This is a genomic window from Pseudomonas sp. CCOS 191, from assembly GCF_001007005.1.
GTDB lineage: Bacteria > Pseudomonadota > Gammaproteobacteria > Pseudomonadales > Pseudomonadaceae > Aquipseudomonas > Aquipseudomonas soli.
Genome location: NZ_LN847264.1, coordinates 3,110,028 through 3,131,296, shown reverse-complemented (window position 1 = coordinate 3,131,296; position 21,269 = coordinate 3,110,028). Strand labels below are relative to the sequence as shown.

Below are 21,269 nucleotides of genomic sequence, written 5' to 3'. Positions count from 1 at the left end.
GCCTCAGGACCGCTGTCTGGCCGGGCGTGGCCGGCCGTCCTTGCTGCGCCTGGCCTTGCGCGCGCGGCCAGGTTCGCGCGTGTCATCCTCGACCATCAGCGTGGTCAACGGCGCAGGCTCCTGTGCCCCGGCACCTGCGGCCTGCTCCAGGTCGCTGACCATGCGCCGGATCCGGTCGGCGAGTTTTTCCGAGCTGAGGCTCTCGCGAAAGCGCTCGACCATCAGCGGAAAGGCGAACGGTGTGGCGCGCCTGATGCTCCGCAGTTGCAGCGGCAGAGGCTGCAAGCGCTGCAGGGTCTGGCGCAGGCGTTGCACATCCAGTTCCTGGTTCAGCACCTCCTGGCGGGCCTGGGTCAGCAGCAGGTTGTCCGGGTCGTGCTGCCTGAACACATCGAAGTACAGCCCGCTGGAAGCCTGCAACTGGCGCGTGCTCTTCGGCGCGCCGGGGTAGCCGGTGAACACCAGTCCGGCGATCCGGGCGATCTCGCGAAAGCGCCGACGCGCCAACTCGCCGGCATTGAGGCTGGCAAGTACCTCGGGCAGCAGGTCTTGGCTGTCGAACAGCGCCGGGGTCAGGGCACCGGCGTAGTCGATGGCGCTGGCGCACAGCAGTTCCAGGCCGTAGTCGTTGACCGCGATGGAGAAACTCAGCGGCGTATCCCGCGCCAGGCGCCAGGCCAGCAAGCTGGCCAGGCCCAGGTGCACCGAGCGCCCGGCGAAGGGGTAGAGAAACAGGTGCCAACCCTCACGGGACTTCAGGGTCTCGGCCAGCAGGATGTTTTTGCCAGGCAGCGCCGACCAGGCTTTCTGCACCTCCAGCAACGGGCGCAGCAGGCGCATTTCCGGGCCCTGGTAGACCCTCTGGTCCGCCGCGTCCAGTTCGGCCAGCATTGCTTCGGCCAGTTCGCCCGAGAGCGGCATGCGCCCGCCGTTCCAGCGCGGGATCGCGGCCTTGCGGTCGCTGGCGCGGCGCACGTAGACGGTCATGTCACGCACTTCCACAAGCTCCAGGGTGCGGCCAGCGAACAGGAAGTGGTCGCCTGGGCGCAGGCGGGCGATGAAGCCTTCCTCGACGCTGCCCAGCGATCCGCTGCCGCCGCGGGCCCAGAACTTCACGGTCAGGCTGGCATCGCTGACCAGGGTGCCGATGCTCATGCGGTGACGGCGTGCCAGGCGTACGTCGGGCACCCGCCAGCGGCCTTCGGCGTCCGGCTCGGCGCGGCGGAAATCGGGATAGGCCGTGAGCGAGAGGCCGCCGTGGCGGATGAACGCCAGGGCCCATGCCCATTGCGTCTCGCTCAGCTCGCGGTACGACCAGGCACTGCGCACTTCGGCGAGCATGTCCTGGGCATCAAAGCCATCGCCGAGGGCCATGCTCACCAGGTGCTGGACCAGCACATCCAGTGGCCGCTCGGGGGCCTGGAGCGCCTCGACCTTGCCTTGCGCCACCGCCCTGCGTGCCGCCGCCGCCTCCAGCAGCTCCAGGCTGTGGGTCGGTACCAGCGTGGCACGCGAGGGCCGGCCCGGGGCGTGGCCGGAGCGCCCGGCGCGCTGCATCAGGCGCGCCACCCCCTTGGCCGAACCGACCTGCAGTACACGCTCCACGGGCAGGAAGTCCACGCCCAGGTCCAGGCTTGAAGTGCACACCACTGCCTTCAGCTGGCCTTTCTTCAAGGCCAGCTCCACCCAGTCGCGCACCTCACGTGACAGCGAGCCATGGTGCAGTGCCAGCAGCCCGGCCCAGTCGGGCCGCGCCTGCAGCAGAGCCTGGTACCAGGTCTCCGCCTGCGAGCGGGTATTGGTGAACACCAGCGTGGTGGCGCTGCCCTCCAGTTGTTCGACGACTTGCCCGAGCATGCGCAGGCCCAGATGGCCGGCCCAGGGGAAGCGTTCGATGGCGGCCGGCAGCAAGGTGTCGATGCGCAGGTCCTTGGCGTCATGCCCCTGCACCAGGCGGCCCGCCGGCATCAGCACTTGCCGGGCATGCTCCAGGTTGCCCAGCGTGGCCGAAAGCGCCCAGACCATAAGCGACGGCTGCCAGCAGCGCAGGCGGGCGAGGGCCAGTTGCAACTGCACGCCCCGTTTGTTGCCGAGCAACTCGTGCCATTCGTCCACCACCAGCATGCGCAGGCCGGCGAACGCCTCGCGTGCATTGGCCTGGGTCAGCAGCAGGGTCAGGCTTTCCGGTGTGGTGACCAGGGCGCTGGGCAGGCGCCGTGCCTGGCGGGCGCGTTCGGCGCTGCCGGTGTCACCGGTGCGCAGGCCGATGCTCCAGGCGATCCCCAGGTCATCCAGAGGGGCCTGCAGCGCCCTGGCCGTGTCGGTGGCCAGGGCGCGCATGGGGGTGATCCACAGCACGGTCAGCGGCGCCATGGCAGGCTTGCCGCGACCTGCTGACGTGGGCAGGGAAGCACACTGCCCGGCGAAACGATCCAGCGCAGCGAACCACACCGCATAGGTCTTGCCGGCGCCGGTGGCGGCGTGCAGCAGCCCCGATTCGCCGTCGGCCACGGCTTGCCAGACGGCCTTCTGGAAGGTGAACGGCTTCCAGCCGCGCTCGGCGAACCAGCGGCTGGAAGGCTGGCGGCGCTTGACCGTCACAGCAGCCCCTGCAAGGTGGCCAGCGTGTCGGCCTGCTCGATGGTCTTGTCGGTGCGCCAGCGCAGCATGCGTGGGAAACGCACCGCGATGCCGCTCTTGTGGCGCTTGGACAGGGCGATACCTTCGAAGCCCAGTTCGAACACCAGGGTCGGGGTGACGCTGCGTACCGGGCCGAACTTGTCCACCGTGGTCCTGCGCACGATGGCGTCGACCTTGCGCATCTCTTCGTCGGTGAGGCCGGAGTAGGCCTTGGCGAAGGGCACCAGCACCCGCTCGCCCGGGGCACTGTCGTCCCACACCGCGAAGGTGTAGTCGCTGTACAGGCTGGCACGCCGGCCATGGCCGCGCTGGGCATAGATCAACACCGCATCGATGCTGAACGGATCGATCTTCCATTTCCACCACAGGCCCAGGTCACGGGTACGGCCCACGCCGTACAGCGAGTCACGGCGCTTGAGCATCATGCCCTCGACACCCAGCTGGCGCGAGGCCTCGCGCTGGCGGGCGAGCGCCTGCCAGTCGTCGCCGGTCACGCGCGGCGACAGGCGCAGGTGCGCATCGCCGATGCTATCGACCAGCGTCTCGAGCTGTTCTCGACGCTGGTTCTGGCTGCGGCTGCGCCAGTCTTCGCCTTGCCACTCCAGCAGGTCGTAGGCCAGCAGCGCCGCCGGCAACTCGTCCAGCAGTTTCTTGCCCAAGGTCTTGCGCCCGATGCGTTGCTGCAGCAGGGCGAACGGCTGGACGCCAAATGCCTGTTCGCCGCTGTCGGGTGGCGCCTTCCAGATCACCAGCTCGCCATCGAGAACGGTGCCGTCGGGCAGAGCAGCGGCGAGTTGCGCAATCTCGGGAAAACGCTCGGTGATCAGTTCCTCGCCCCGCGACCACAGCCAGGCACGCCCATCGCGTTTCACCAGCTGGGCGCGGATGCCGTCCCACTTCCATTCCACCAGCCACTCCTGGGGCGGGCCGAGCACCGCGTCGAAACGCTCGGGCGGCTCCTGTAGCGGATGCGCCAGGAAGAACGGGTAGGGCTGGCCGCCGCGCTGGGCATGTTCCTCGGCCGACTCCTGGGCGATCAACGCCAGATAGCGCTGGGGCGTCGGCTGGTGCGCAAGGTCGGTGTAGCCGACCATGCGCTGCGCCACGCGCTTGGCGTCGACCCCGGCCAACGCGGCCAGGGCGCGGGTCACCAGCAGCTTCGAGACACCGACGCGAAATCCACCGGTGAGCAGCTTGAGGCTGACCATCAGGCTTTGCCGGTCGAGCCGCGTCCACAGCGCCTGCAAGCGCGGCGCCAGTTCCTCGGGGGGCAGGCCGCGCAACGGCAGCAGTTGCTCCAGCCACCACTGCAGGCTTTCATCCGCGACCTGGGTGGACTCTGGCAGCAACAGCGAAAGGGTTTCGGCGAAATCGCCGACGGCCTGGTAGCTCTCCTCGAACAACCACTCGGGCAGGCCGCACAGGCGGATCGCCAGGTCGCGCAGCACACGGGTCGGCACCACCTGGCGGGGGCGTCCGCCGGCGAGGAAGTACACCGCCCAGGCGGCATCGGCAGGTGGTGCGGCGGCCAGATACTCTTGCAGCGCGGCAAGCTTGGCATTGCTCGAGGTGGTGGCATCGAGCCGGGCGTAGAGTTCGGCGAAGGCTCTCATCAGTTGGTCGGCTCCAGGCTGTCGTCTTCCTAGCCGTATTCGGTCTGGAAGGCTCGGGCATCCAGGCCGCGTTCGGTCAGGTAGCGAACCAGCACGTTGACCTGGCCGTGAGTGACCATCACCCGCTCGGCGCCGCTCTGCTCGATGGCCCAGAGCAGGCCGGGCCAGTCGGCGTGATCGGAGAGCACGAAGCCGCGATCGACGCCGCGCCGACGCCGCGCCCCGCGCAGCAGCATCCAGCCGCTGGCGAAGGCATCGCTGTAGTCGCCGAAGCGGCGCATCCAGGTGCTGCCCCCCGCCGAGGGCGGGGCGAGGACTAGCGCTTGGCGCAGCAATGGGTCGCCCTTGCTGGTCGCCGTTGCGGGCAGGGTTTCCGGCAGGCGCACACCGGCGGCGCGGTAGACCTGGTTCAGCGGCTCCACCGCGCCGTGCACCAGCAGCGGGCCGATGCTGGCGTCGATGCCGTGGAGAATCCGCTGGGCCTTGCCGAAGGCGTAGGCGAGCAGCACGCTCGGACGCCCGGCGGCGGCATTGGCGCGCCACCAGGCGTCGATGCCGGAGAAGATGCAGGCCTGGGCTTGCCAACGGTAGATCGGCAGGCCGAAGGTCGATTCGCTGATGAAGGTGTGGCAGCGCACCGGTTCGAAGGCTTCGCAGGTGCCGTCCGGCTCGACCTTGTAGTCGCCGGAGGCGACCCACACCTCGCCGCGGTATGCCAGGCGCACCTGGGCCGAGCCGAGCACATGGCCGGCGGGGTGAAAGCTCAGGGTCACGCCGTGGTGCTCCAGCGGCGTGCCGTAGGGCAGGGTCTGCAGGTCGATGTCCTCGCCCAGGCGGGCGCGCAGTATCCCGGCGCCGGGCGTCGCGGCGAGGTAGTGGCGATTGCCGCGCCGGGCATGGTCGCCGTGGGCGTGGGTGATCACCGCCCGGTCGACCGGCCGCCAGGGGTCGATGTAGAAATCACCGGGTGGGCAATAAAGCCCTTCGGGGCGCGCGACGATCAGCTCCATGGCTCACCTTGGCCTGGGGGTTATCAGCTCAGAGCGTCGGCAGGCGCGCCAGGTTCATTGTTCCTGTCAGTGGGGTAATGGGCCGGCGCCAAATGTGACGCCGACCAGGCGTCACCCTTTATCAGCTACGAAAAAACGCCAGCAGGTCCTGGTTGATCACGTCAGCGTGGGTGGTGGGCATGCCATGGGGGTAGCCCTTGTAGGTCTTCAGCGTGCCATTGGGCAGCAACTTGGCCGACAGTGGCCCCGAATTGTCGTAGGGCACGATCTGGTCGTCGTCGCCATGCATGACCAGCACCGGGACCGTCACCTTCTTCAGCGACTCGGTGAAGTCGGTCTGGGAGAACGCGACGATGCCGTCGTAATGTGCTTGGGCGCCGCCCATCATCCCCTGACGCCACCAGTTGAGGATCACGCCCTGATCTGCCTTGGCGCCGGGACGGTTGTAACCGTAGAACGGTCCCGCCGGTATATCGTGGTAGAACTGCGCGCGGTTGGCCTTGAGCTGGGCCTGCAGGTCGTCGAACACTGACTTGGGCAGCCCGCCGGGGTTTCTGGCGGTCTGGACCATCAGCGGCGGCACGGCGGCGATGATGGCCGCCTTGGGCACCTTGTCCTCGGGATGGCGGGCCATGTAGTGGATCACTTCGCCACCGCCGGTGGAGTGCCCGACATGGATCGCCCCCTCGACCCCCAGGTGCTTGACCACCGCCGCCACGTCGTCGGCGTAGTGGTCCATGTCGTGGCCATCCCAGACCTGGCTCGAACGGCCATGGCCACGGCGGTCATGGGCGACCACGCGGTAGCCTTCGGCGACGAAGAACAGCAGTTGCGCGTCCCAGTCGTCGGCGCTGAGCGGCCAGCCGTGGTGGAAGAAGATCACCTGGGCGTCCCGCGGGCCCCAGTCCTTGTAGAAGATCTCGAGTCCTTCCGGGGTTGTGACGTATGCCATTTCGCGTCTCCTGATTCTAGGGTGTGGAACGAGCTTTGCGGCGAAGTCGGGCAAGTGAGGGTTCACTGGCCACCGGACAACTCTAGGATTAAAGTGCACTTCAAGGTCAATGCAATTGCAAAGGTGGCGCATGAGAATAGGAGAGCTGGCCAAACTCACGGGCCTGGCCCCGTCGCGTATCCGCTTCTACGAGGCCAGCGGGCTGATCAGCTCGGTCGAGCGCAAGGCCAATGGCTACCGCGACTACGACGCCGATGCCGTATGGGTGCTGGAAATGATCACCAACGCCCAGGCTGCCGGGTTCTCGCTGGAGGAGATCCGCCGGTTGCTGCCGGCCAAGGCCAAGGGCTGGCAGCACGATGAACTGCTGGGCGGGCTCAGGCGCAAGGTCGAGGAGATCGAGCGCCTGCAGGAGCGCCTGGCACGCAACAAGGCGCAGCTGCTGCTGGTGATCGAGGGCATCGAGAGCAAGCCCGAAGGCATGCAGTGCGTGGACAATTCGCAGCGGGTGCTGGAGCGGCTGCGTGAGGAAATGGCCCAGGAAAAGGCGCGGCGGGGAGCGGACCTGTAGCAGCGCCGCTGCCACAGGGTGCCTGCGTCGTTTCAATCAAGCGCCGCCAATGGTTTGGGCGCATACAGCGCACTCTGGAACTCGGGCACGTACTCGTACTTGACCATCCGTCCCAGCTGCAGCTCACGGATATAGCGCGACAGCTCGCCATCACCCAGCACCAGTTCCGCTGAATCAGCCTGCATGCTCGAGGCATGGCTGACCTGCCGCGAGGTGGCGTAGCCGAAGGCCAGGCGGCCCTGATGATCGAGGTTGGTGAAGCTGTTGGTCACAAGGCCTGGCTCGTGGGACAACCCGTCGAGCTTCCTGGCCCTGAACACCACGTCCACCTTGCCGGACCGCGCATCGACGATATCGTAGGTCACCGCCTGGGCGTCCTCGCGCCGGTCGATCCCGGTCAGCCACTTGGGCAGGTTGTAGCCCACCACGCCGCGCACCCGTGCCAGCTCGGTGTTGACCGGCAGCTTGAGCACATAGCCCCAGAAATCCTTGGCCATCGACTGCCCGACCAGCGAGAAGGGCCCGAGGTTGGCCTTGCCGGGCTTGTTGGTAATGATCGACAGGGCAACCTCGTTGTAGCTGTCGTTGTCGCAGTAGTCGTAGGTGTAGGCGGTGAACGCCACCAGGCCGCGCCCAGGCCATACCTGCAGGGGCTGCACCTGCTCCAGCACCGCGGCGGGCATCAGTGCCCGCAGGCGTTCGAGATCGGCGGTGTAGACGACGGTGACACGGCTGTTGCGGTAGTAGAAGTTCGGTGAGTACGACTCGAAACCCATGTCGACCCGGGTCTTCTCCAGGCCCTTGAACCAGCTCAGGTCGATATCCGGCGCCTCGGCCTGGATCACCGCCAGCGGCGGATTGGAGCGGTAACGGTCGTACAGCCCACCCTTGAGCACGGGCACCGGGTGCCCGGCGATGTCGATCTGCGTGGTGGCGGCATGCTCAGGGAGGCCGTTGGCGGCGTGGGTGACGGGCATCAGCAGGGCGCCGGCCAGGGCGGTGACGGTTCCGAGTTTCACGGTGCTGTATCTCCAGGGTGGATGATGTCGGGGCTGCGTAATCACCCTAACGTTCAACCCAACTTGAGAGTCAATGCCGAATTTTTGGCCGGTTCAGGGCTTGACCTTAAAGTCGACTTTAAAGCTAACGTCTGCGGCACGAACTTTGTTGAGGTAACGCCGATGGACGTGTTCTCCCCCCTGACCCTGCCCAATGGCGCGGTCATCCCCAACCGTATCGCCAAGGCTGCCATGGAAGAAAACATGGCCGATGCCGCCCACGCGCCCTCCGACCGGCTGATGCGCTTGTACAAGGCTTGGGCGCAGGGTGGCGCCGGCCTGCTCATCAGCGGCAACGTCATGGTCGACAACCGCGCCATGACCGGCCCCGGCGGCGTGGTGCTGGAGGATGACCTGCACCTGGAGCGTTTTCGCCAGTGGGCCGCCATCGGCCGCTCGAAGGGCGCGCAGTTCTGGTTGCAGATCAACCACCCCGGCCGGCAGATGCCCGCGAGCCTGGGGCAGGAAACCTGGGGCCCGTCGGCCGTGGCGCTGGATCTGGGCAGCATGTCCAGGCATTTCTCCACCCCGCGGGCGATGACCCACGAAGTGATCGAGGATGTGATCCGCCGCTTCGCCAACACCGCGCGGCTTGGGGAGCAGGCGGGCTTCAGTGGGGTGGAAATCCACGCGGCCCATGGCTACCTGCTCAGCCAGTTCCTTTCGCCCCTGAGCAACCAGCGCACCGACCAGTGGGGCGGCACCTTGGAAAATCGTGCGCGACTGCTGCTGGAGGTGGTCAAGGCGGTGCGTGCAGTGGTGTCGCCCGGCTTTGCCGTGGCCGTCAAGCTCAACTCGGCGGACTTCCAGCGTGGCGGCTTCAGCGCAGACGATGCGCGACAGGTGGTGGTCCTGCTCAATGAGCTGGCGGTCGATCTGGTGGAGCTGTCCGGTGGCAGCTACGAAGCCCCGGCGATGCAGGGCCAGGCCCGGGATGGCCGCACGCTGGCGCGGGAGGCGTACTTCCTCGAATTCGCCCGGGACATCCGCACGGTGGCGAAGATGCCGGTGATGGTCACTGGCGGCATCCGCCGCCGACCGGTCGCCGAGCAGGTGGTGCACAGCGGCGTCGAGATGGTCGGTATCGGCACCGCGCTGGCCATCGCGCCGGCCTTGCCCCGTGACTGGCAGGCGGGGGAAGAGGCGGTGCCGGAACTGCGCCCGATCACCTGGAAGAACAAGGCGCTGGCCTCGCTGGGCAACATGGCGATGGTCAAGTTCCAGCTGCGCAGGCTGAGCGAAGCCAAGGCGCCCGATCCGCAGGTGGCGCCCTGGTGGGCGCTGCTGCGCCAGCAACTGAGCGACGCGGCCCGTGCCAGGCAGTACCGGCGGCACATGGCGCGGCAGTGAATGCAAGGAGATGTGATAATGGTCGGGCTATCACAAGAGAGACACCATGCTGACCATCTCCAACAACGTTCATCTGCCGGATGCCGAGATCGAGCTGAGCTACATTCGCGCGCAGGGCGCCGGCGGCCAGAACGTCAACAAGGTCTCCAGCGCCGTGCACTTGCGCTTCGACATTCAGGCATCCTCACTGCCGGCATTCTATAAGGAACGGCTGCTGGCATTGCGTGACAGCCGGATCACCGCCGACGGCGTGCTGATCATCAAGGCCCAGCAGTACCGCACCCAGGAACAGAACCGCGCGGACGCCCTGGCGCGCCTGGCCGAGCTGATCATCGGCGCCGTCAAGGTCGAGAAGAAGCGCAGGCCGACCAAGCCGACTCTTGGCTCGAAGACCCGACGCCTCGACACGAAATCCAGGCGCGGTTCGATCAAGGCGGGGCGCGGCAAGGTGGACTTCTAGGCGACTATGGTTTCAGCGTCTTGCCGCCTGGCACATGCAGATACGACATCACGCTTTCGGTCAGCTCCGTGGCCAGTTTCACCGCCTCCTTGTTGCGTGCCATGACCCCGGCCACCAGCCCCTCGATCAACGCGAGCACCGCCATGTTGGAGCTGGTCAGCACCGGATGATCGGCGGGTGCGTACAGCACATGGTGGGCCATGGGCGCCAGCGGCGAGGCGGGTGAATCGGTGATCGCCAGTACCGTGGCGTTGCGTTCCTGGGCGAACCGCGACAGCTGCAGGGTGTCCTGCGAATAGCGGGGCAGGGCGATGGCCAGCAGCACGTCCTGCTCGGTGATCGCCGCCAGGCGGTAGGCGGCATTCTCGTTGCCACCCTCCATGCTGATGGCGCAGGTGTCCCTGCAGTACGGCACCAGGGTCGAGGCGGCCAGCCCGGCCAGGTAGACGCTGTTGCCGAAGCCCAGCACATACACCTTGCGCGCCTCGAGCAGGCAGCCGACGAACGCCTCGAAGGTGTCGGCCTGGTTGTTGCTGGCGGTGGTCGCCAGGTTGCTGCTGGCGCACTGGATCTGTTCGTGCAGGCCAAAGTCGCCGGCTGGGCGCAGGGCAAGTTCGTTACGCAGCTTGTCCACCGGCGAGACCATCTGTTGCAGGGTGCTCACCAGCTCGGCCTTCATGCCGCTGTAACCGCCCAGATCCAGGGCCTTGGCCAGGCGATTGACCGCCGCCGGCGAGGTCGCGGTGGCCTGGGCCATGTCCTCGATGGTCAGGGTCGCGGCCTTCAGCGGGTGGCGCAGGATGTACTCGGCGACCTTGCGCAGCGACGGTGGCAGTTCGGCCAGGCTCTCCGACAGCTTGCGCATGACCGGCGCGGCGTAGACGGTGGTGTTCTTGGTATGGCTCGACATCCGGCGCGAAGCTCCCTGTGAATTGCCGCTAGTGTGGTGTTTTGCAAAAAGCGCCGCGAGTTATGGTCGTCATTTGTGAAACACCGCACTAGTGTATCCGAAGGCGCTCCGCAGAGCGCCTCGGGGTTACTTCAGGCTACCGGCGAGGAACTGGCGCAGGCGCTCGGACTGCGGCCGCGCCAGCACCTCGCGTGGGTCGCCGCGTTCCTCGGCCAGGCCCTGGTGGAGGAACAGCAGCTGGTTGGACACCTCGCGGGCAAAGCCCATTTCGTGAGTGACCACGACCATGGTCCGGCCCTCCTGGGCCAGGTCCTGCATGACCTTGAGCACATCGCCGACCAGTTCCGGGTCGAGCGCCGAAGTCGGTTCGTCGAACAGCATCACCTCGGGCTCCATGGCCAGGGCCCGGGCAATGGCCACGCGCTGCTGCTCGCCTCCGGACATGTGCGCCGGGTAGGCGTCGCGGCGGTGGCTGACGCCGACCTTGGCCAGGTAGTGCTCGGCCTTCTCGCGGGCCTCCTTGCGGTTCATGCCGAGCACGTGCACCGGGGCTTCCATGACGTTGTCCAGGGTGCTCATGTGCGCCCACAGGTTGAAGTGCTGGAAGACCATGCTCAATCGCGCCCGCAGGCGCTGCAACTGGCGTGGGTCCGCCGCCCGCAGCCCGCCGCGGGGGCACTCGCGCAGCTTGAGCTGTTCGCCGTTGACCAGGATCTGCCCGGCGTTGGGTTGCTCGAGCAGGTTGATGCAGCGCAGGAAGGTGCTCTTGCCCGACCCGCTGGAGCCGATGATGCTGATCACGTCGCCGGCATCGGCCTGCAACGAAACGCCCTTGAGTACCTGGTGGTTGCCGTAGCTTTTGTGCAACTCGTGGATATGCAGTTTGTTCATCAGACGGTACTCGCAGGGTTCAGTCGCTGAGCAGGCGACCTTGGCGGATGGAGGTGTTGCCGGCGACCTTGGCCAGCCACAGGCCGGGCTGGGCGAAGCGCAGGCGTTCACGGGCGTAGAGGATGCCGTCGGTGGTGGCCCTGACCACGCTGTGGCGGTCGCTGAGCGGGTCGAGCACTTCGAACAGCGGATCGCCCACGCGCACCTGCGCGCCCAGTGGCTGCAGGTAGCTGACCACGCCCGGGTGCTCGGCGTAGGCGTATTGCGCGCCGGCGAAGGGCGTGGGTTGGCAGCAGTTTTCCGGAGCGGCCGGCCACGGGCCGCGGATCATGCCCTGGTCGGCGAGGTAGCCGAGGATCTGCTCGGCGCTGGCCTGGCATTGCTCGCGTTCGGTGTCGGCCATGCCGCGCAACTCGATGGTGGTCGCCACGCAGGCCAGGGGGATCTCGGCCTCGGGGAAGTACTCGCGCAGGTGCAGCCAGGGCGCGGCGCAGGCTTCGTCGAAGGCATCGCCACCGGCGCCTTCGGCCAGCAGCGCCGCTTGCGCGCCAAGGCGAGCCGCCAGCGGACGCAACTGCGCCCAGTGCTGCGGCATGGCGTACAGCAGCATCACCGATTCGAAATCGCAGTGCAGGTCCAGCACCAGGTCGGCGTCGCAGGCGTGGCGAAGCAGCAGGCGGCGCAGGCCATCGAGCTCCGAGTGTGGCGCGGGCAGTTCGTCAAGGAGTTCGAGCATGGCCTGGCGGATGGTCGTGACGTTGGCCTGGCCATCGCCGCCCAGGCGGCCTTCCAGATGCGCGGCCAGCGCTTCGGTCAGCGCCGGAAAATCGCGATTGAAATTCTTGCCGCTGTTGAACTCGAAGCGGCCCTGGTGGGTGGCCTGGAACATCTGGCCGATACCGATCGGGTTGGCCAGGGGCACCAGTTCGATCACCGCGTCCAGCCGGCCCTGCGCCTCGAGCTCCAGCAACCGGCGCTTGAGTTCGATGGCCACGCGCATCCCGGGCAGTTCATCGGCGTGCAGCGAAGCCTGGATATAGGCCTTGCGCGGGCCGCTGCCAAAGCGCAGCACGCGCAGCGAACGCTCGGTGCCGCAGGCGCTCCAGGGCAGGGTATGGTCAATGTGCTGCATGAAAGCTCCTTAGTGCTTGCGCGGGGCCAGGTAGGCCAGCCAGTGGCGCTCGGCCAGCTTGAACAGGCGTACCAGCATGAACGTCAGGGCCAGGTAGATCAGCCCGGCGGTGATGAAGGCCTCGAAAGGCAGGTAGTAGCGTGCGTTGAAGGTCTTCGCCGCGCCGGTGATGTCCACCAGGGTGACGATCGACGCCAGGCTGGTGGTCTGCAGCATCATCAGCACCTCGTTGCTGTACTGCGGCAGGGCGCGGCGCAAGGCCGAAGGCAGCAGGATGCGCCGGTACAGCGTCAGGCGTGACATGCCCATGGCACGGGCGGCCTCGACCTCGCCCCGGGGCGTCGAGCGCAGGCTCCCGGCCAGCAGCTCGGCGCTGTAGGCGCTGGTGTTGATGGCGAAGGCAAGGCAGGTGCAGAACGTCGCGCTGGACAGGTACGGCCACAGCGGGCTCTGGCGCACGGCCTCGAACTGGGCCAGGCCGTAGTACACCAGGAACAGCTGCACCAGCATCGGCGTGCCGCGGATCACGTAGGTGTAGAGCCAGGCGGGGTAGCGCAGCAGGCAGGTGCGCGAGACGCGCATCAGCGCCAGGGGGATCGCCAGCGCCAGGCCGCAGGCCAGCGAAATCAGCAGCACCTTGAGGGTCAGGGCAACGCCGTTCAGGTACAGCGGCAGGTTCTGCCAGATCAATTGATAGTCGAGCGTCATCGGGCAGCTCCCCTAGAGTTCGGCGGCTTTGAAGCCGACCGAGTAACGTTGTTCCACGCCGCGCAACAGCAGCAGCGACACGCTGGTCAGCAGCAGGTACAGCGCGGCCACGGCGAGGAAGAAGGTGAACGGCTGGTGGGTGGCGTCGGCGGCGTTCTTGGCCTTGAACATCATGTCCTGCAGGCCGATCACCGAGATCAGCGCGGTGGACTTGGTCAGCACCAGCCAGTTGTTGGTAAAGCCCGGCAGCGCCAGGCGCACCATCTGCGGCAGGCTGATCCGCCAGAACACTTGCAGGCCGCTCATGCCGTAGGCGGCGCCAGCCTCGGCCTGGCCCTTGGGGATCGCCAGGAAGGCGCCGCGAAAGGTCTCCGAGAGGTAGGCGCCGAAGATGAAGCCCATGGTGCATACCCCGGCAACGAACGGGTTGATGTCGATGTACTGTTGGTAGCCCAGCGCCAGGGCCAGGCGATTGACCAGGTCCTGGCCGCCATAGAACACCAGCAGGATCAGCACCAGGTCGGGGATGCCGCGTACCACCGTGGCGTAGACCTCGCCCAGTGCCGTCAGCCATCGCAACGGTGACAAGCGGCAGGCCGCACCGAACAGGCCCAGGCCGATGGCCAATGCCATCGCCAGCAGTGCCAGGCTGACGCTCAGCCAGGCGCCATCGAGAATGCTCGATCCATAGCCATGAAGCATGATGAAAACCCTCGTCGGCCGGCGTTACTGGCCGTAGATGTCGAACGGGAAGTACTTGCGCTGCACCTGCTGGTAGGTGCCGTTGGCGCGGATCGCGGCGATGGCGGCGTTGAGCCGCGCGAGGTTGGCGCTGTCGCCCTTGCGCACCGCAATCCCGGCGCCGCGGCCAAAATAGTGCGGGTCGCTGATGTCCGGGCCGACCAGGGCGAAGCCTTGGCCCGCCGGGGTCTTGATGAAGCTCTCCTCGGTGTTGACGATATCGGCGAGGGTGGCGTCCAGGCGCCCGGAAACCAGGTCGAGGAAGGCTTCGTTCTGCGAGGCGTAGCGCACGATCTCGACGCCCGCCGGTTCCAGTTGTTCGGTGGCGAAGCGGTCGTAGGTCGAGGCGCGCTGCACGCCCACTTTGCGGCCCTTGAGGTCCACCGCCGGGGTGTCCAGGCGGCTGCCGGCCTTCATCGCGAACTTGCCAGGGGTGTGGTAGTACTTGTCGGTGAAATCGACCGATTTCAAGCGATCCTCGGTGATCGACATCGACGATAGTACGGCGTCTATCTTGCGTACCTTCAGCGACGGAATCATGCCGTCGAACTCCTGGATCACCCACTGACACTTGACCTGCATCTGCGCACACAGCGCGTTGCCGATGTCGTAGTCAAAGCCGGCGAGCTCACCTTCTGGGGTGCGGTAGGAGAAGGGCGGGTAGGCGGCCTCGATGCCGATGCGCAGGCTGGCATCGTCGGCCTGGGCCAGCAGGCTGCAGGCACAGAGCGCCAGAGCGCCGAGAAGTCCGGTTTTATTCATGTTGTTGACTCCGGTGGGGGGACGTTACCGGCCATGGCTTGAAAGGAACCATGGCTTGGGTACCGTCTGAAAATGACACGTAATATTTCATAAATCAATACAGTGAAAATAATTGTGTCAGTTCGAGCCGAAAGATTCCTTTCCGATGGCCCAGTCGGGTGTTCAGGCGACGGGTAGTTGCGGATCACATCCAGGATTCCGGCCTCCGGCCTGAGGGCGGTATCCAGATACTGATCGGGATCGATACTACCGCTGGAGAACTGTCGTTGTGCTGCAAAATAGTGCTACGTAGTACGTACTGTGGATGCTCACTAATGCCAAGATTAAGCTCATCATGCCGAGCTCTATACATACTGTTCGTGTACTGGACAGTAGGCGCGCCCGCAGCGCCAGATCGAGTGTGGGAATGGGCAAGCGCGGTGCCGGATCAGGCAAATGAGCAGAAGCCTGACCTTCCTATACTGGCTGCCACGAGGGGCGATCTGTTCACCCTTCACGTCATTTCTCGCCGCGTACACGGCAATAGGGAAGGAACACATGAGCGATATCACGATCAAGCACATCACTTACCGCAACCTGGGTTGGGACACTGCCGCCAACCTGTACTTGCCCGCCGGTTTCGATCCTGCCGGGCAATACCCGGCCATTGTCAGCACCCACCCCATCGGCAGTTGCAAGGAGCAGACGTCGGGCAATGTCTATGGCGCAGCCCTGGCCAGGGAGGGCTTCGTGGTGCTGGCCTTCGATGCCAGCTTCCAGGGCGCGAGTGGTGGCGAGCCGCGCTTCATGGAAGACCCATCGATCCGCGTTTCGGATATCCGCTTCGCCATCGATTACCTGGCGACACTGCACTATGTCGATCCGGCGCGCATCGGTGCCATCGGCATCTGCGGTGGTGGCGCCTACACCGTGCATGCGGCCATCACCGACCATCGGATCAAGGCGCTGGTGTCGATCACCGGGGTCAACTTCGGACGTCTGGTTCGCGAAGGTTTCAGCCAGTTCGATCCGCTCTCTGCCCTGCAGGCCATGGCCGCCCAACGCACCGCCGAAGCACGTGGTGGTGCCCGGCAGGTGATCAATTACCTGCCAGCATCGGTCGAGGAAGGGCGCAAGGCAGGCATCACCGATATCGATGTGCTGGAAGCGACCGAGTACTACAGGACGCCGCGCGGCCAGCAGCCCAACGGTGCCACCAGCGGCCTGTTTTCCTTCAACAGCGCGGCGTTCGGCTGGGACGCGTTCCTGCATGCCGAGGTGCTGCTGACCCAACCGCTGCTGGTGGTCATGGGCGACAAGCCGGGCGGTTTCGGTGCCTACCGCGATGGCTGGGAAATCTATGGTCGGGCGGCCTCGACCGACAAGCAGATGTTCGTGGCCGAAGGCTGGTCGCACTACGACCTGTACGACAAGCCCGAGCCCGTCGCCCAGGCGATGGCGCAGATGGTGCCATTCCTGCGCAAGCATCTTTCGTAAAGTGCAGGCTTGGCAGCCCCCGGTATTGGGGCCTCCTCCCCATTGTTCTCGGGTTGTTTTGCCAACCAATTGATTTAAAAGCATTTGTTTAATGGCATAACGCTTGCTTCCAACCTCCACAGAACCCGTGAGTCCTGTGGAGGTGCAGCATGATCATTCCCCTCGAAGGCGCTACCCCATGCGTGCCGGCATGAACCGCAAGCTTCGCCCTGCCTACCTGGGCTTGCTGCTGGGCACCGCGCTGATCGGCCTCGGTGTGGCCTACGAAAAGCTCTGGTGCGACCCCCGCGAACTGCTGCAGGAGGCCGCCGATCCCCAGGCCCTGCACACCCTCAGCCGCGACGGCGTCACCGTGGAGTTCGAGGCTCGGCCCCTGGCCGGCGGTGAACTGCGCGAGGGCGACTTTGCCAATATCCGCTTCAAGGTCAGCGACCAGAGCAGTGGCCAGCCGTTGTCGGGCATGGCCCCGGGCGCCTGGCTCGACCCGGCGCAGTCGGCGCCGGTCGGTGACCGCGACAGCAGCTGCAAGGCGCGCGTCGCGCTGTTTCTCAAGAGCAGCATCGGCGCACGCCCTTTGCTCGACCTGAACAGCTACTTCCTGCTGGTGCTGAACAAGGATGCCAGCCTGACGGTGATCGACCCGACCGTGTCGGTGGGTGGGGTCACCAGCACGCTGGCGCGCATCGACCTTCCGGGGCGGCCCATGGACTGGGTGGCCACCGGCGATGACAAGCAAGTGTTCGTGTCCATGCCCGAGCGTAACCAGGTGGCATTGATCGACACCGAGACGTTTACCCGCGTGGCCACCCTCGAGGCCGGCGAGCAGCCGCTGCGGGTGGCGCTGCAACCGGACCAGCGCCTGCTGTGGGTGGGCAACAACAGCCATGACCCGGCCAAGGGTGGGGTGACGGTGATCGATGTGCCCAGCCGCACCACGCTCAAGTCGTTCGCCACCGGCTCCGGCCACCACGAGATCGCCTTCAGCGCCGACTCGCGCTTCGCCTTCGTCAGCAACCGCGACGGCGGCACCCTGAGCGTCATCGACACCGCGCAGATGCGCCTGGTGAAGACCCTCGAGGTCGGCCCGCACCCGTTGTCGGTGGCCTATTCGCCGCTGTCGCAGGCGGTGTACGTGGTCGATGGCCAGGAGGGCACGGTGCGGGTGATCGACGCCCGCAGCCACACCCTGCGCCACACGGTCAAGGCCGAGCAGGGCCTGGGGCCGATGCGCTTCAGCCAGGATGGTCGTTACGGCGTGGTGCTCAACACCCTGGAGAACCAGGCGCTGGTGATCGATGCCAGTACCGACCAGTTGCTCCATCGCATCCCGGTGGCCGCCGAGCCGTACCAGCTGACCTTCACCAAGGCCTACGCCTATGTGCGTGGGCTGGCTTCGCCGAAGGTGAGCATGATCAACCTGGCAAGCCTCGGGCAGGGGCGCGAGCCGATTGTCCAGGGCTTCGAGGCTGGCCCGGCGGCGCCGCGCCAGGCCGGCGACCTGCCGTTGGCCCAGGGGGTGAGCATTTCCCGCGACGACAATGCGGTGTTCGTGGTCAACCCGGTGGACAACACCACCTACTTCTATGCCGAGGGCATGAACGCGCCGATGTCGGGCTACAACAACCGCGGCCACCAGGCTCGCGCCGCGCTGGTCATCGACCGTAGCCTGCGCGAGCTGGCGCCCGGTGTGTATGGCTCGACGGTCAAGCTGCCGGCCGCCGGCACCTTCGACGTGGCGTTCCTGCTCAACCAGCCGCAGATCATCCACTGCTTCAGCACCGAGGTCGCGGCGTTGCCGCAGTCCGGCGTGCCCAAGCGTGCCCACGCCGAGTTCATCGGCACCGACCAGCCGCTGCTGCAGCACACCCCCTACCTGGCCCAGGTGCGTATTGTCGGCGAGGACGGCAAGCCGCGCCTGGGGCTTGGCGACCTGAGCCTGCGCTACTTCCTGGCGCCTTCGTCGCTGCCGCGCAACGTGGCGCTGGTCGAAGTGGGCGAGGGGCTCTACCAGGCGCCGCTGGAACTGGCCGAGGCCGGCGCCTGGTACCTGCACGTGCAGTCGCCGAGCCTCGGGCGGGCCTTTACCGAAGAAAACTACACCAGCCTGCGCGTCCTGCCGGCCGCCGAGGCGCCCACCGCTTCCCAAGGGGAACCCAGGAGTGTGCGATGAACCGTCTGCATGGTGGAAAACTGCTGGGCCTGAGCCTGCTGCTGGCCAGTAACCTGGCGTTGGCCCACGCCGGCCACGATCACGGCGGCACGCCCGAGCAACCGCCGGCCGCTCACCAGGAGAAAACCAGCGTGCGCTTCGCCGATGTGGCGCTGCTCGACCAGGATGGCATGCCAGTGCGCCTGGAAAAGGACCTGGTGGGCGATCACCTGGTGGTCATGGGTTTCATCTACACCAGCTGCACCACGGTGTGCCCGGTGGTGTCGTCGATCATGAGCAAGGTCCAGCAGCAACTGGGCGGGCGAGTGGGCGAAGAGATCCGCCTGGTGTCGATCAGCGTCGATCCACAGCGTGACGACTCCAGGCGCCTGGCCGGCTATGCCCGGGCATTCCAGCACGGGCCGGGGTGGAGCTGGCTGACCGGTTCACCCTATGCCATCAGTGAAACGCTCAAGGGGCTCGGCAGCTTCAGCGCCAACCTCAGCGAACACCCGCCGTTGATCCTGGTGGGTGACGGGCGCAGCGGGCACTGGACGCGTTTCTACGGCTTCACCGACCCCAATGTGCTGATCGGCGAGGTCAACCGCCTGAGCGCGCGCCGGGTGCATGCCAAGAGCACCGCCATCGCCGGCCAGGAGGTACAACCATGAGCGTCCACACCTCCCGCCATGCCAGCATGCGCAGCCTCGACTGGCTGGTGCTGGGCGCCTGCCTGTGGATCCTCGCCTCGGTGGCGTTCGCCCACGAGGGCCACGCGCCGACGCCACAACCGGCGCCGCAGACCATGACCAGCGGCGGCGGCACCCGCGATGCGCAGACCTGGTTCACCGACACCGTGCTCAAGGACCAGGACGGCCGCGAGCTGCGCTTTTACAGCGATGTGCTCAAGGACAAGGTGGTGATGCTCAACGTGATCTTCACCCACTGCAACGATGCCTGCCCGCTGATCACCCGCAAATTGCGCGAGGTGCGCGAGGCCATGGGGCCGGCACTGGCGGCGCAGGTGACGTTCGTGTCGCTGAGCAGCGACCCTCTGAACGATACGCCAGAGGTGCTCAAGGCGTTTGCGCAGAAGCAGGGGGTGGATGGGCCGAACTGGCTGTTCCTGACCGGCGACAAGGCCAGTGTCGACTTGGTGCTGGGGCGGTTGGGCCAGTTCCTGCCCAGCCCCGAGCAGCACTCGACGCAGTTGATTGCCGGTGACGTGGCGGGCAAGCGCTGGAGCAAGATTCGCCCGGACGCGCCGCCTGCAGCGATCGCCCAGCGCATGCAACTGCTGGCACAGCCGTTGGCAGGGCGGTGACATCATGACCGCCGCTGCCAAGTGGGGCCTGCTCATGTTGTGGTGGTGCCTGTGCGGGGCAGTGCAACTGAGCGAACAGGAACTCGCCGGCAAACGCCTCTACCGTGAAGGCGTCTCCAGCAGCGACGCCCAGTTGCTGGCCCGGGTCGGCCCCGGGGACATGAGTGTGCCGGCGAGCGTGCTGCCCTGCGCCGGTTGCCATGGCAACGACGGGCGCGGCCGCAGCGAAGGCGGAGTGCGCCCGCCGAGCCTGGACTGGCAGCGCCTGGCCCTTGGCCCTGGCAACCGCGAGGCCAACAACCGGCGCTACCCGGCCTACACCGATGCCAGCCTGGCGCGGGTCATCCGCAGCGGCACCGACCCCGCCGGCAATCGCCTCGACCCGGCGATGCCACGCTTCGACCTGAGCCTGGCCGACCAACGCAATCTCACCGCCTACCTCAAGCGCCTGGGTGAGGACCGCGACCCTGGCGTGGAGGAGGGCACCTTGCGCCTGGGCACCTTGCTGCCCGAGCAGGGCCCGCTGGCCGAGGCCGGGCGGACGGTGCGGGCAGTGCTGGAGGATGGCGTCGCGCAGTTGAACCAGCAGGGGGGCATCCATGGGCGACGCCTGCAGCTGGTCGCGCTGGACCCAGGGCAGGACCCGGCCAGCACCGCGCAGGCACTGGACACGCTGATGCAACGAGAACGGGTGTTCGCCCTGGTCGCGCCCCTGGCGCCACTGCTCGACAGCCGCCAGCTGGAGCGGGCCGGCCTGCCGCTGATCGGTGCCACGCCACGTAGCGGTGGCAACGCGCAGGTGTTCGATCCCTTGCCGGGCGTGCCGGGGCAATTGCTCAGCGTGGCGCTGCATGCCCGTGATGCCCTTGGCCTGGCGCCCGCGGCCTTGCGGGTGGTGTATGCCGGCGCAGAGCAGGCCGATGCGGCGCAGGTGCTGCAGCAGCGTTTGCGTCAACTGGGGTTCGCTACCGCGCCGCCCCTGGCGTTCATGGGCCAGGCCCCGGACGGCGAGGGCATCCTCTTCCTCGGCCACGCCCAGGCATTCACCGCGCTGGCGTCGAGCCTGCAGGCGAGCGGGCGCAACCCCTACCTGTTCGCCGCCTCGGGCCAAGTGGCCGGCGCCGTGCCGGGATTGCCACCATCATGGTCGCGGCGGGTGCTGCTGGCCTATCCCTTCGTACCCGGCGACTGGACCGCGCAAGGCCGGGCGACCCTTGCCGGGGTGCAGTTGCGCCAGGGGCTGGAGCCACGCCAGGCGTCGTTGCAGGTCAGTACCCTGTGCGCCTGGCAATTGTTGGTCGAAGCCTTGAAGCAGATCGGGCGCGACGCCAGCCGTGAGCAGCTGTTGGTCGCCCTGGAGCAGTTGCATGACATCGATACCGGCCTCACGCCGTTGCTGGGTTTCGGCCCCGGACGCCGCCAGGGCATGACAGGTGCCCATGTGGTGGAGGTAAGCCTGCCGGGCCCTGGTTTCACTGAAGTGGCACCGTATCGAGCGGTGCCGGATAGCCCTTGAGATTCA

At 66.7% G+C, this 21,269-nt stretch carries 19 protein-coding genes; 8 read left to right on the top strand and 11 right to left on the bottom strand.

Annotated features, from left to right (window positions below):
- Nucleotides 1–3: 3 nt before the first annotated feature.
- The 4 genes from CCOS191_RS13885 to CCOS191_RS13870 all read right to left on the bottom strand — a co-directional run bounded on the left by CCOS191_RS13885 (nucleotide 4) and on the right by CCOS191_RS13870 (nucleotide 6,215).
- Nucleotides 4–2,601 (bottom strand): ligase-associated DNA damage response DEXH box helicase, encoded by a 2,598-nt coding sequence (locus tag CCOS191_RS13885; RefSeq protein ID WP_046855712.1) that lies wholly within the window; start codon nucleotides 2,599–2,601, stop codon nucleotides 4–6.
- Nucleotides 2,598–4,253, bottom strand: coding sequence for an ATP-dependent DNA ligase (locus CCOS191_RS13880; protein ID WP_046855711.1), 1,656 nt, complete (start codon nucleotides 4,251–4,253; stop codon nucleotides 2,598–2,600). Before CCOS191_RS13880 ends, CCOS191_RS13885 begins: the two co-directional genes overlap by 4 nt.
- A gap of 29 nt (nucleotides 4,254–4,282) precedes the next feature.
- Nucleotides 4,283–5,263, bottom strand: a complete 981-nt coding sequence (locus CCOS191_RS13875) for a ligase-associated DNA damage response exonuclease (RefSeq protein WP_046855710.1) — start codon at nucleotides 5,261–5,263, stop codon at nucleotides 4,283–4,285.
- Between the two features lie 121 nt (nucleotides 5,264–5,384).
- The gene (locus tag CCOS191_RS13870; protein ID WP_046855709.1) at nucleotides 5,385–6,215 is read right to left on the bottom strand and encodes an alpha/beta fold hydrolase; all 831 of its coding nucleotides are present in this window, start codon (nucleotides 6,213–6,215) and stop codon (nucleotides 5,385–5,387) included.
- A 130-nt stretch (nucleotides 6,216–6,345) separates the two neighbouring features.
- On the opposite strand from CCOS191_RS13870, the gene CCOS191_RS13865 reads away from it, so the two are divergent.
- The gene (locus CCOS191_RS13865; protein WP_046855708.1) at nucleotides 6,346–6,786 is read left to right on the top strand and encodes a MerR family transcriptional regulator; all 441 of its coding nucleotides are present in this window, start codon (nucleotides 6,346–6,348) and stop codon (nucleotides 6,784–6,786) included.
- Nucleotides 6,787–6,818: 32 nt separating this feature from the next.
- Here the strand turns inward: CCOS191_RS13865 and CCOS191_RS13860 are convergent, their stop codons facing one another.
- Entirely contained in the window at nucleotides 6,819–7,763 is a 945-nt protein-coding gene (locus tag CCOS191_RS13860) for a hypothetical protein (RefSeq protein WP_046857794.1), read from the bottom strand.
- Between the two features lie 204 nt (nucleotides 7,764–7,967).
- Between CCOS191_RS13860 and CCOS191_RS13855 the strand changes: the two genes are divergently transcribed.
- Entirely contained in the window at nucleotides 7,968–9,194 is a 1,227-nt protein-coding gene (locus tag CCOS191_RS13855) for an NADH:flavin oxidoreductase/NADH oxidase family protein (protein ID WP_046855707.1), read from the top strand.
- A gap of 46 nt (nucleotides 9,195–9,240) precedes the next feature.
- Nucleotides 9,241–9,654, top strand: a complete 414-nt coding sequence (arfB, locus tag CCOS191_RS13850) for an alternative ribosome rescue aminoacyl-tRNA hydrolase ArfB (RefSeq protein WP_046855706.1) — start codon at nucleotides 9,241–9,243, stop codon at nucleotides 9,652–9,654.
- A gap of 4 nt (nucleotides 9,655–9,658) precedes the next feature.
- Here arfB and CCOS191_RS13845 read toward each other — a convergent pair whose 3' ends face one another.
- The 6 genes from CCOS191_RS13845 to CCOS191_RS13820 all read right to left on the bottom strand — a co-directional run bounded on the left by CCOS191_RS13845 (nucleotide 9,659) and on the right by CCOS191_RS13820 (nucleotide 14,798).
- On the bottom strand, nucleotides 9,659–10,564 hold the full coding sequence (locus tag CCOS191_RS13845; protein WP_046855705.1) for a MurR/RpiR family transcriptional regulator: 906 nt from the start codon (nucleotides 10,562–10,564) through the stop codon (nucleotides 9,659–9,661).
- 126 nt (nucleotides 10,565–10,690) lie between these two features.
- Nucleotides 10,691–11,455 carry an ABC transporter ATP-binding protein gene (locus tag CCOS191_RS13840; RefSeq protein ID WP_046855704.1) on the bottom strand — a complete coding sequence of 255 codons (765 nt, stop codon included), beginning with the start codon at nucleotides 11,453–11,455 and terminating at the stop codon, nucleotides 10,691–10,693.
- Nucleotides 11,456–11,474: 19 nt separating this feature from the next.
- Complete coding sequence (locus CCOS191_RS13835) at nucleotides 11,475–12,587, bottom strand: succinylglutamate desuccinylase/aspartoacylase family protein (protein WP_046855703.1); 1,113 nt, start codon at nucleotides 12,585–12,587, stop codon at nucleotides 11,475–11,477.
- Nucleotides 12,588–12,596: 9 nt separating this feature from the next.
- A complete protein-coding gene (locus tag CCOS191_RS13830; protein ID WP_038706090.1) occupies nucleotides 12,597–13,295 on the bottom strand; it encodes an ABC transporter permease in 699 nt (232 codons plus the stop codon).
- A 12-nt stretch (nucleotides 13,296–13,307) separates the two neighbouring features.
- Nucleotides 13,308–13,997: an ABC transporter permease gene (locus tag CCOS191_RS13825; protein ID WP_046855702.1), complete on the bottom strand. Its 690-nt coding sequence runs from the start codon at nucleotides 13,995–13,997 to the stop codon at nucleotides 13,308–13,310.
- 24 nt (nucleotides 13,998–14,021) lie between these two features.
- Nucleotides 14,022–14,798 carry an ABC transporter substrate-binding protein gene (locus CCOS191_RS13820; RefSeq protein WP_046855701.1) on the bottom strand — a complete coding sequence of 259 codons (777 nt, stop codon included), beginning with the start codon at nucleotides 14,796–14,798 and terminating at the stop codon, nucleotides 14,022–14,024.
- 537 nt (nucleotides 14,799–15,335) lie between these two features.
- On the opposite strand from CCOS191_RS13820, the gene CCOS191_RS13815 reads away from it, so the two are divergent.
- The 5 genes from CCOS191_RS13815 to CCOS191_RS13795 all read left to right on the top strand — a co-directional run bounded on the left by CCOS191_RS13815 (nucleotide 15,336) and on the right by CCOS191_RS13795 (nucleotide 21,263).
- Entirely contained in the window at nucleotides 15,336–16,274 is a 939-nt protein-coding gene (locus CCOS191_RS13815; protein ID WP_046855700.1) for an alpha/beta hydrolase, read from the top strand.
- A 190-nt stretch (nucleotides 16,275–16,464) separates the two neighbouring features.
- Nucleotides 16,465–18,444: a cytochrome D1 domain-containing protein gene (locus CCOS191_RS13810; protein ID WP_046857793.1), complete on the top strand. Its 1,980-nt coding sequence runs from the start codon at nucleotides 16,465–16,467 to the stop codon at nucleotides 18,442–18,444.
- The gene (locus tag CCOS191_RS13805) at nucleotides 18,441–19,094 is read left to right on the top strand and encodes an SCO family protein (protein ID WP_046855699.1); all 654 of its coding nucleotides are present in this window, start codon (nucleotides 18,441–18,443) and stop codon (nucleotides 19,092–19,094) included. Before CCOS191_RS13810 ends, CCOS191_RS13805 begins: the two co-directional genes overlap by 4 nt.
- Entirely contained in the window at nucleotides 19,091–19,747 is a 657-nt protein-coding gene (locus CCOS191_RS13800; protein WP_046855698.1) for an SCO family protein, read from the top strand. The genes CCOS191_RS13805 and CCOS191_RS13800 overlap by 4 nt, the downstream gene beginning before the upstream one ends.
- 34 nt (nucleotides 19,748–19,781) lie before the next feature.
- Complete coding sequence (locus CCOS191_RS13795; protein ID WP_231867514.1) at nucleotides 19,782–21,263, top strand: cytochrome c/ABC transporter substrate-binding protein; 1,482 nt, start codon at nucleotides 19,782–19,784, stop codon at nucleotides 21,261–21,263.
- Nucleotides 21,264–21,269 lie beyond the last annotated feature (6 nt).

Excerpts from the sequence above, each read along its gene's own strand:
- CCOS191_RS13835 (WP_046855703.1), bottom strand. The coding sequence starts at position 12,587 with ATGCAGCACATTGACCATACCCTGCCCTGGAGCGCCTGCGGCACCGAG.
- CCOS191_RS13810 (WP_046857793.1), top strand. The coding sequence starts at position 16,465 with ATGAACCGCAAGCTTCGCCCTGCCTACCTGGGCTTGCTGCTGGGCACC.
- CCOS191_RS13875 (WP_046855710.1), bottom strand. The coding sequence starts at position 5,263 with ATGGAGCTGATCGTCGCGCGCCCCGAAGGGCTTTATTGCCCACCCGGT.
- CCOS191_RS13845 (WP_046855705.1), bottom strand. The coding sequence starts at position 10,564 with ATGTCGAGCCATACCAAGAACACCACCGTCTACGCCGCGCCGGTCATG.
- CCOS191_RS13815 (WP_046855700.1), top strand. The coding sequence starts at position 15,336 with ATGAGCGATATCACGATCAAGCACATCACTTACCGCAACCTGGGTTGG.
- CCOS191_RS13800 (WP_046855698.1), top strand. The coding sequence starts at position 19,091 with ATGAGCGTCCACACCTCCCGCCATGCCAGCATGCGCAGCCTCGACTGG.
- CCOS191_RS13830 (WP_038706090.1), bottom strand. The coding sequence starts at position 13,295 with ATGACGCTCGACTATCAATTGATCTGGCAGAACCTGCCGCTGTACCTG.
- CCOS191_RS13855 (WP_046855707.1), top strand. The coding sequence starts at position 7,968 with ATGGACGTGTTCTCCCCCCTGACCCTGCCCAATGGCGCGGTCATCCCC.
- CCOS191_RS13860 (WP_046857794.1), bottom strand. The coding sequence starts at position 7,763 with ATGCCCGTCACCCACGCCGCCAACGGCCTCCCTGAGCATGCCGCCACC.
- CCOS191_RS13870 (WP_046855709.1), bottom strand. The coding sequence starts at position 6,215 with ATGGCATACGTCACAACCCCGGAAGGACTCGAGATCTTCTACAAGGAC.
- arfB (WP_046855706.1), top strand. The coding sequence starts at position 9,241 with ATGCTGACCATCTCCAACAACGTTCATCTGCCGGATGCCGAGATCGAG.
- CCOS191_RS13805 (WP_046855699.1), top strand. The coding sequence starts at position 18,441 with ATGAACCGTCTGCATGGTGGAAAACTGCTGGGCCTGAGCCTGCTGCTG.
- CCOS191_RS13825 (WP_046855702.1), bottom strand. The coding sequence starts at position 13,997 with ATGCTTCATGGCTATGGATCGAGCATTCTCGATGGCGCCTGGCTGAGC.
- CCOS191_RS13865 (WP_046855708.1), top strand. The coding sequence starts at position 6,346 with ATGAGAATAGGAGAGCTGGCCAAACTCACGGGCCTGGCCCCGTCGCGT.
- CCOS191_RS13840 (WP_046855704.1), bottom strand. The coding sequence starts at position 11,455 with ATGAACAAACTGCATATCCACGAGTTGCACAAAAGCTACGGCAACCAC.
- CCOS191_RS13880 (WP_046855711.1), bottom strand. The coding sequence starts at position 4,253 with ATGAGAGCCTTCGCCGAACTCTACGCCCGGCTCGATGCCACCACCTCG.
- CCOS191_RS13820 (WP_046855701.1), bottom strand. The coding sequence starts at position 14,798 with ATGAATAAAACCGGACTTCTCGGCGCTCTGGCGCTCTGTGCCTGCAGC.
- CCOS191_RS13795 (WP_231867514.1), top strand. The coding sequence starts at position 19,782 with ATGTTGTGGTGGTGCCTGTGCGGGGCAGTGCAACTGAGCGAACAGGAA.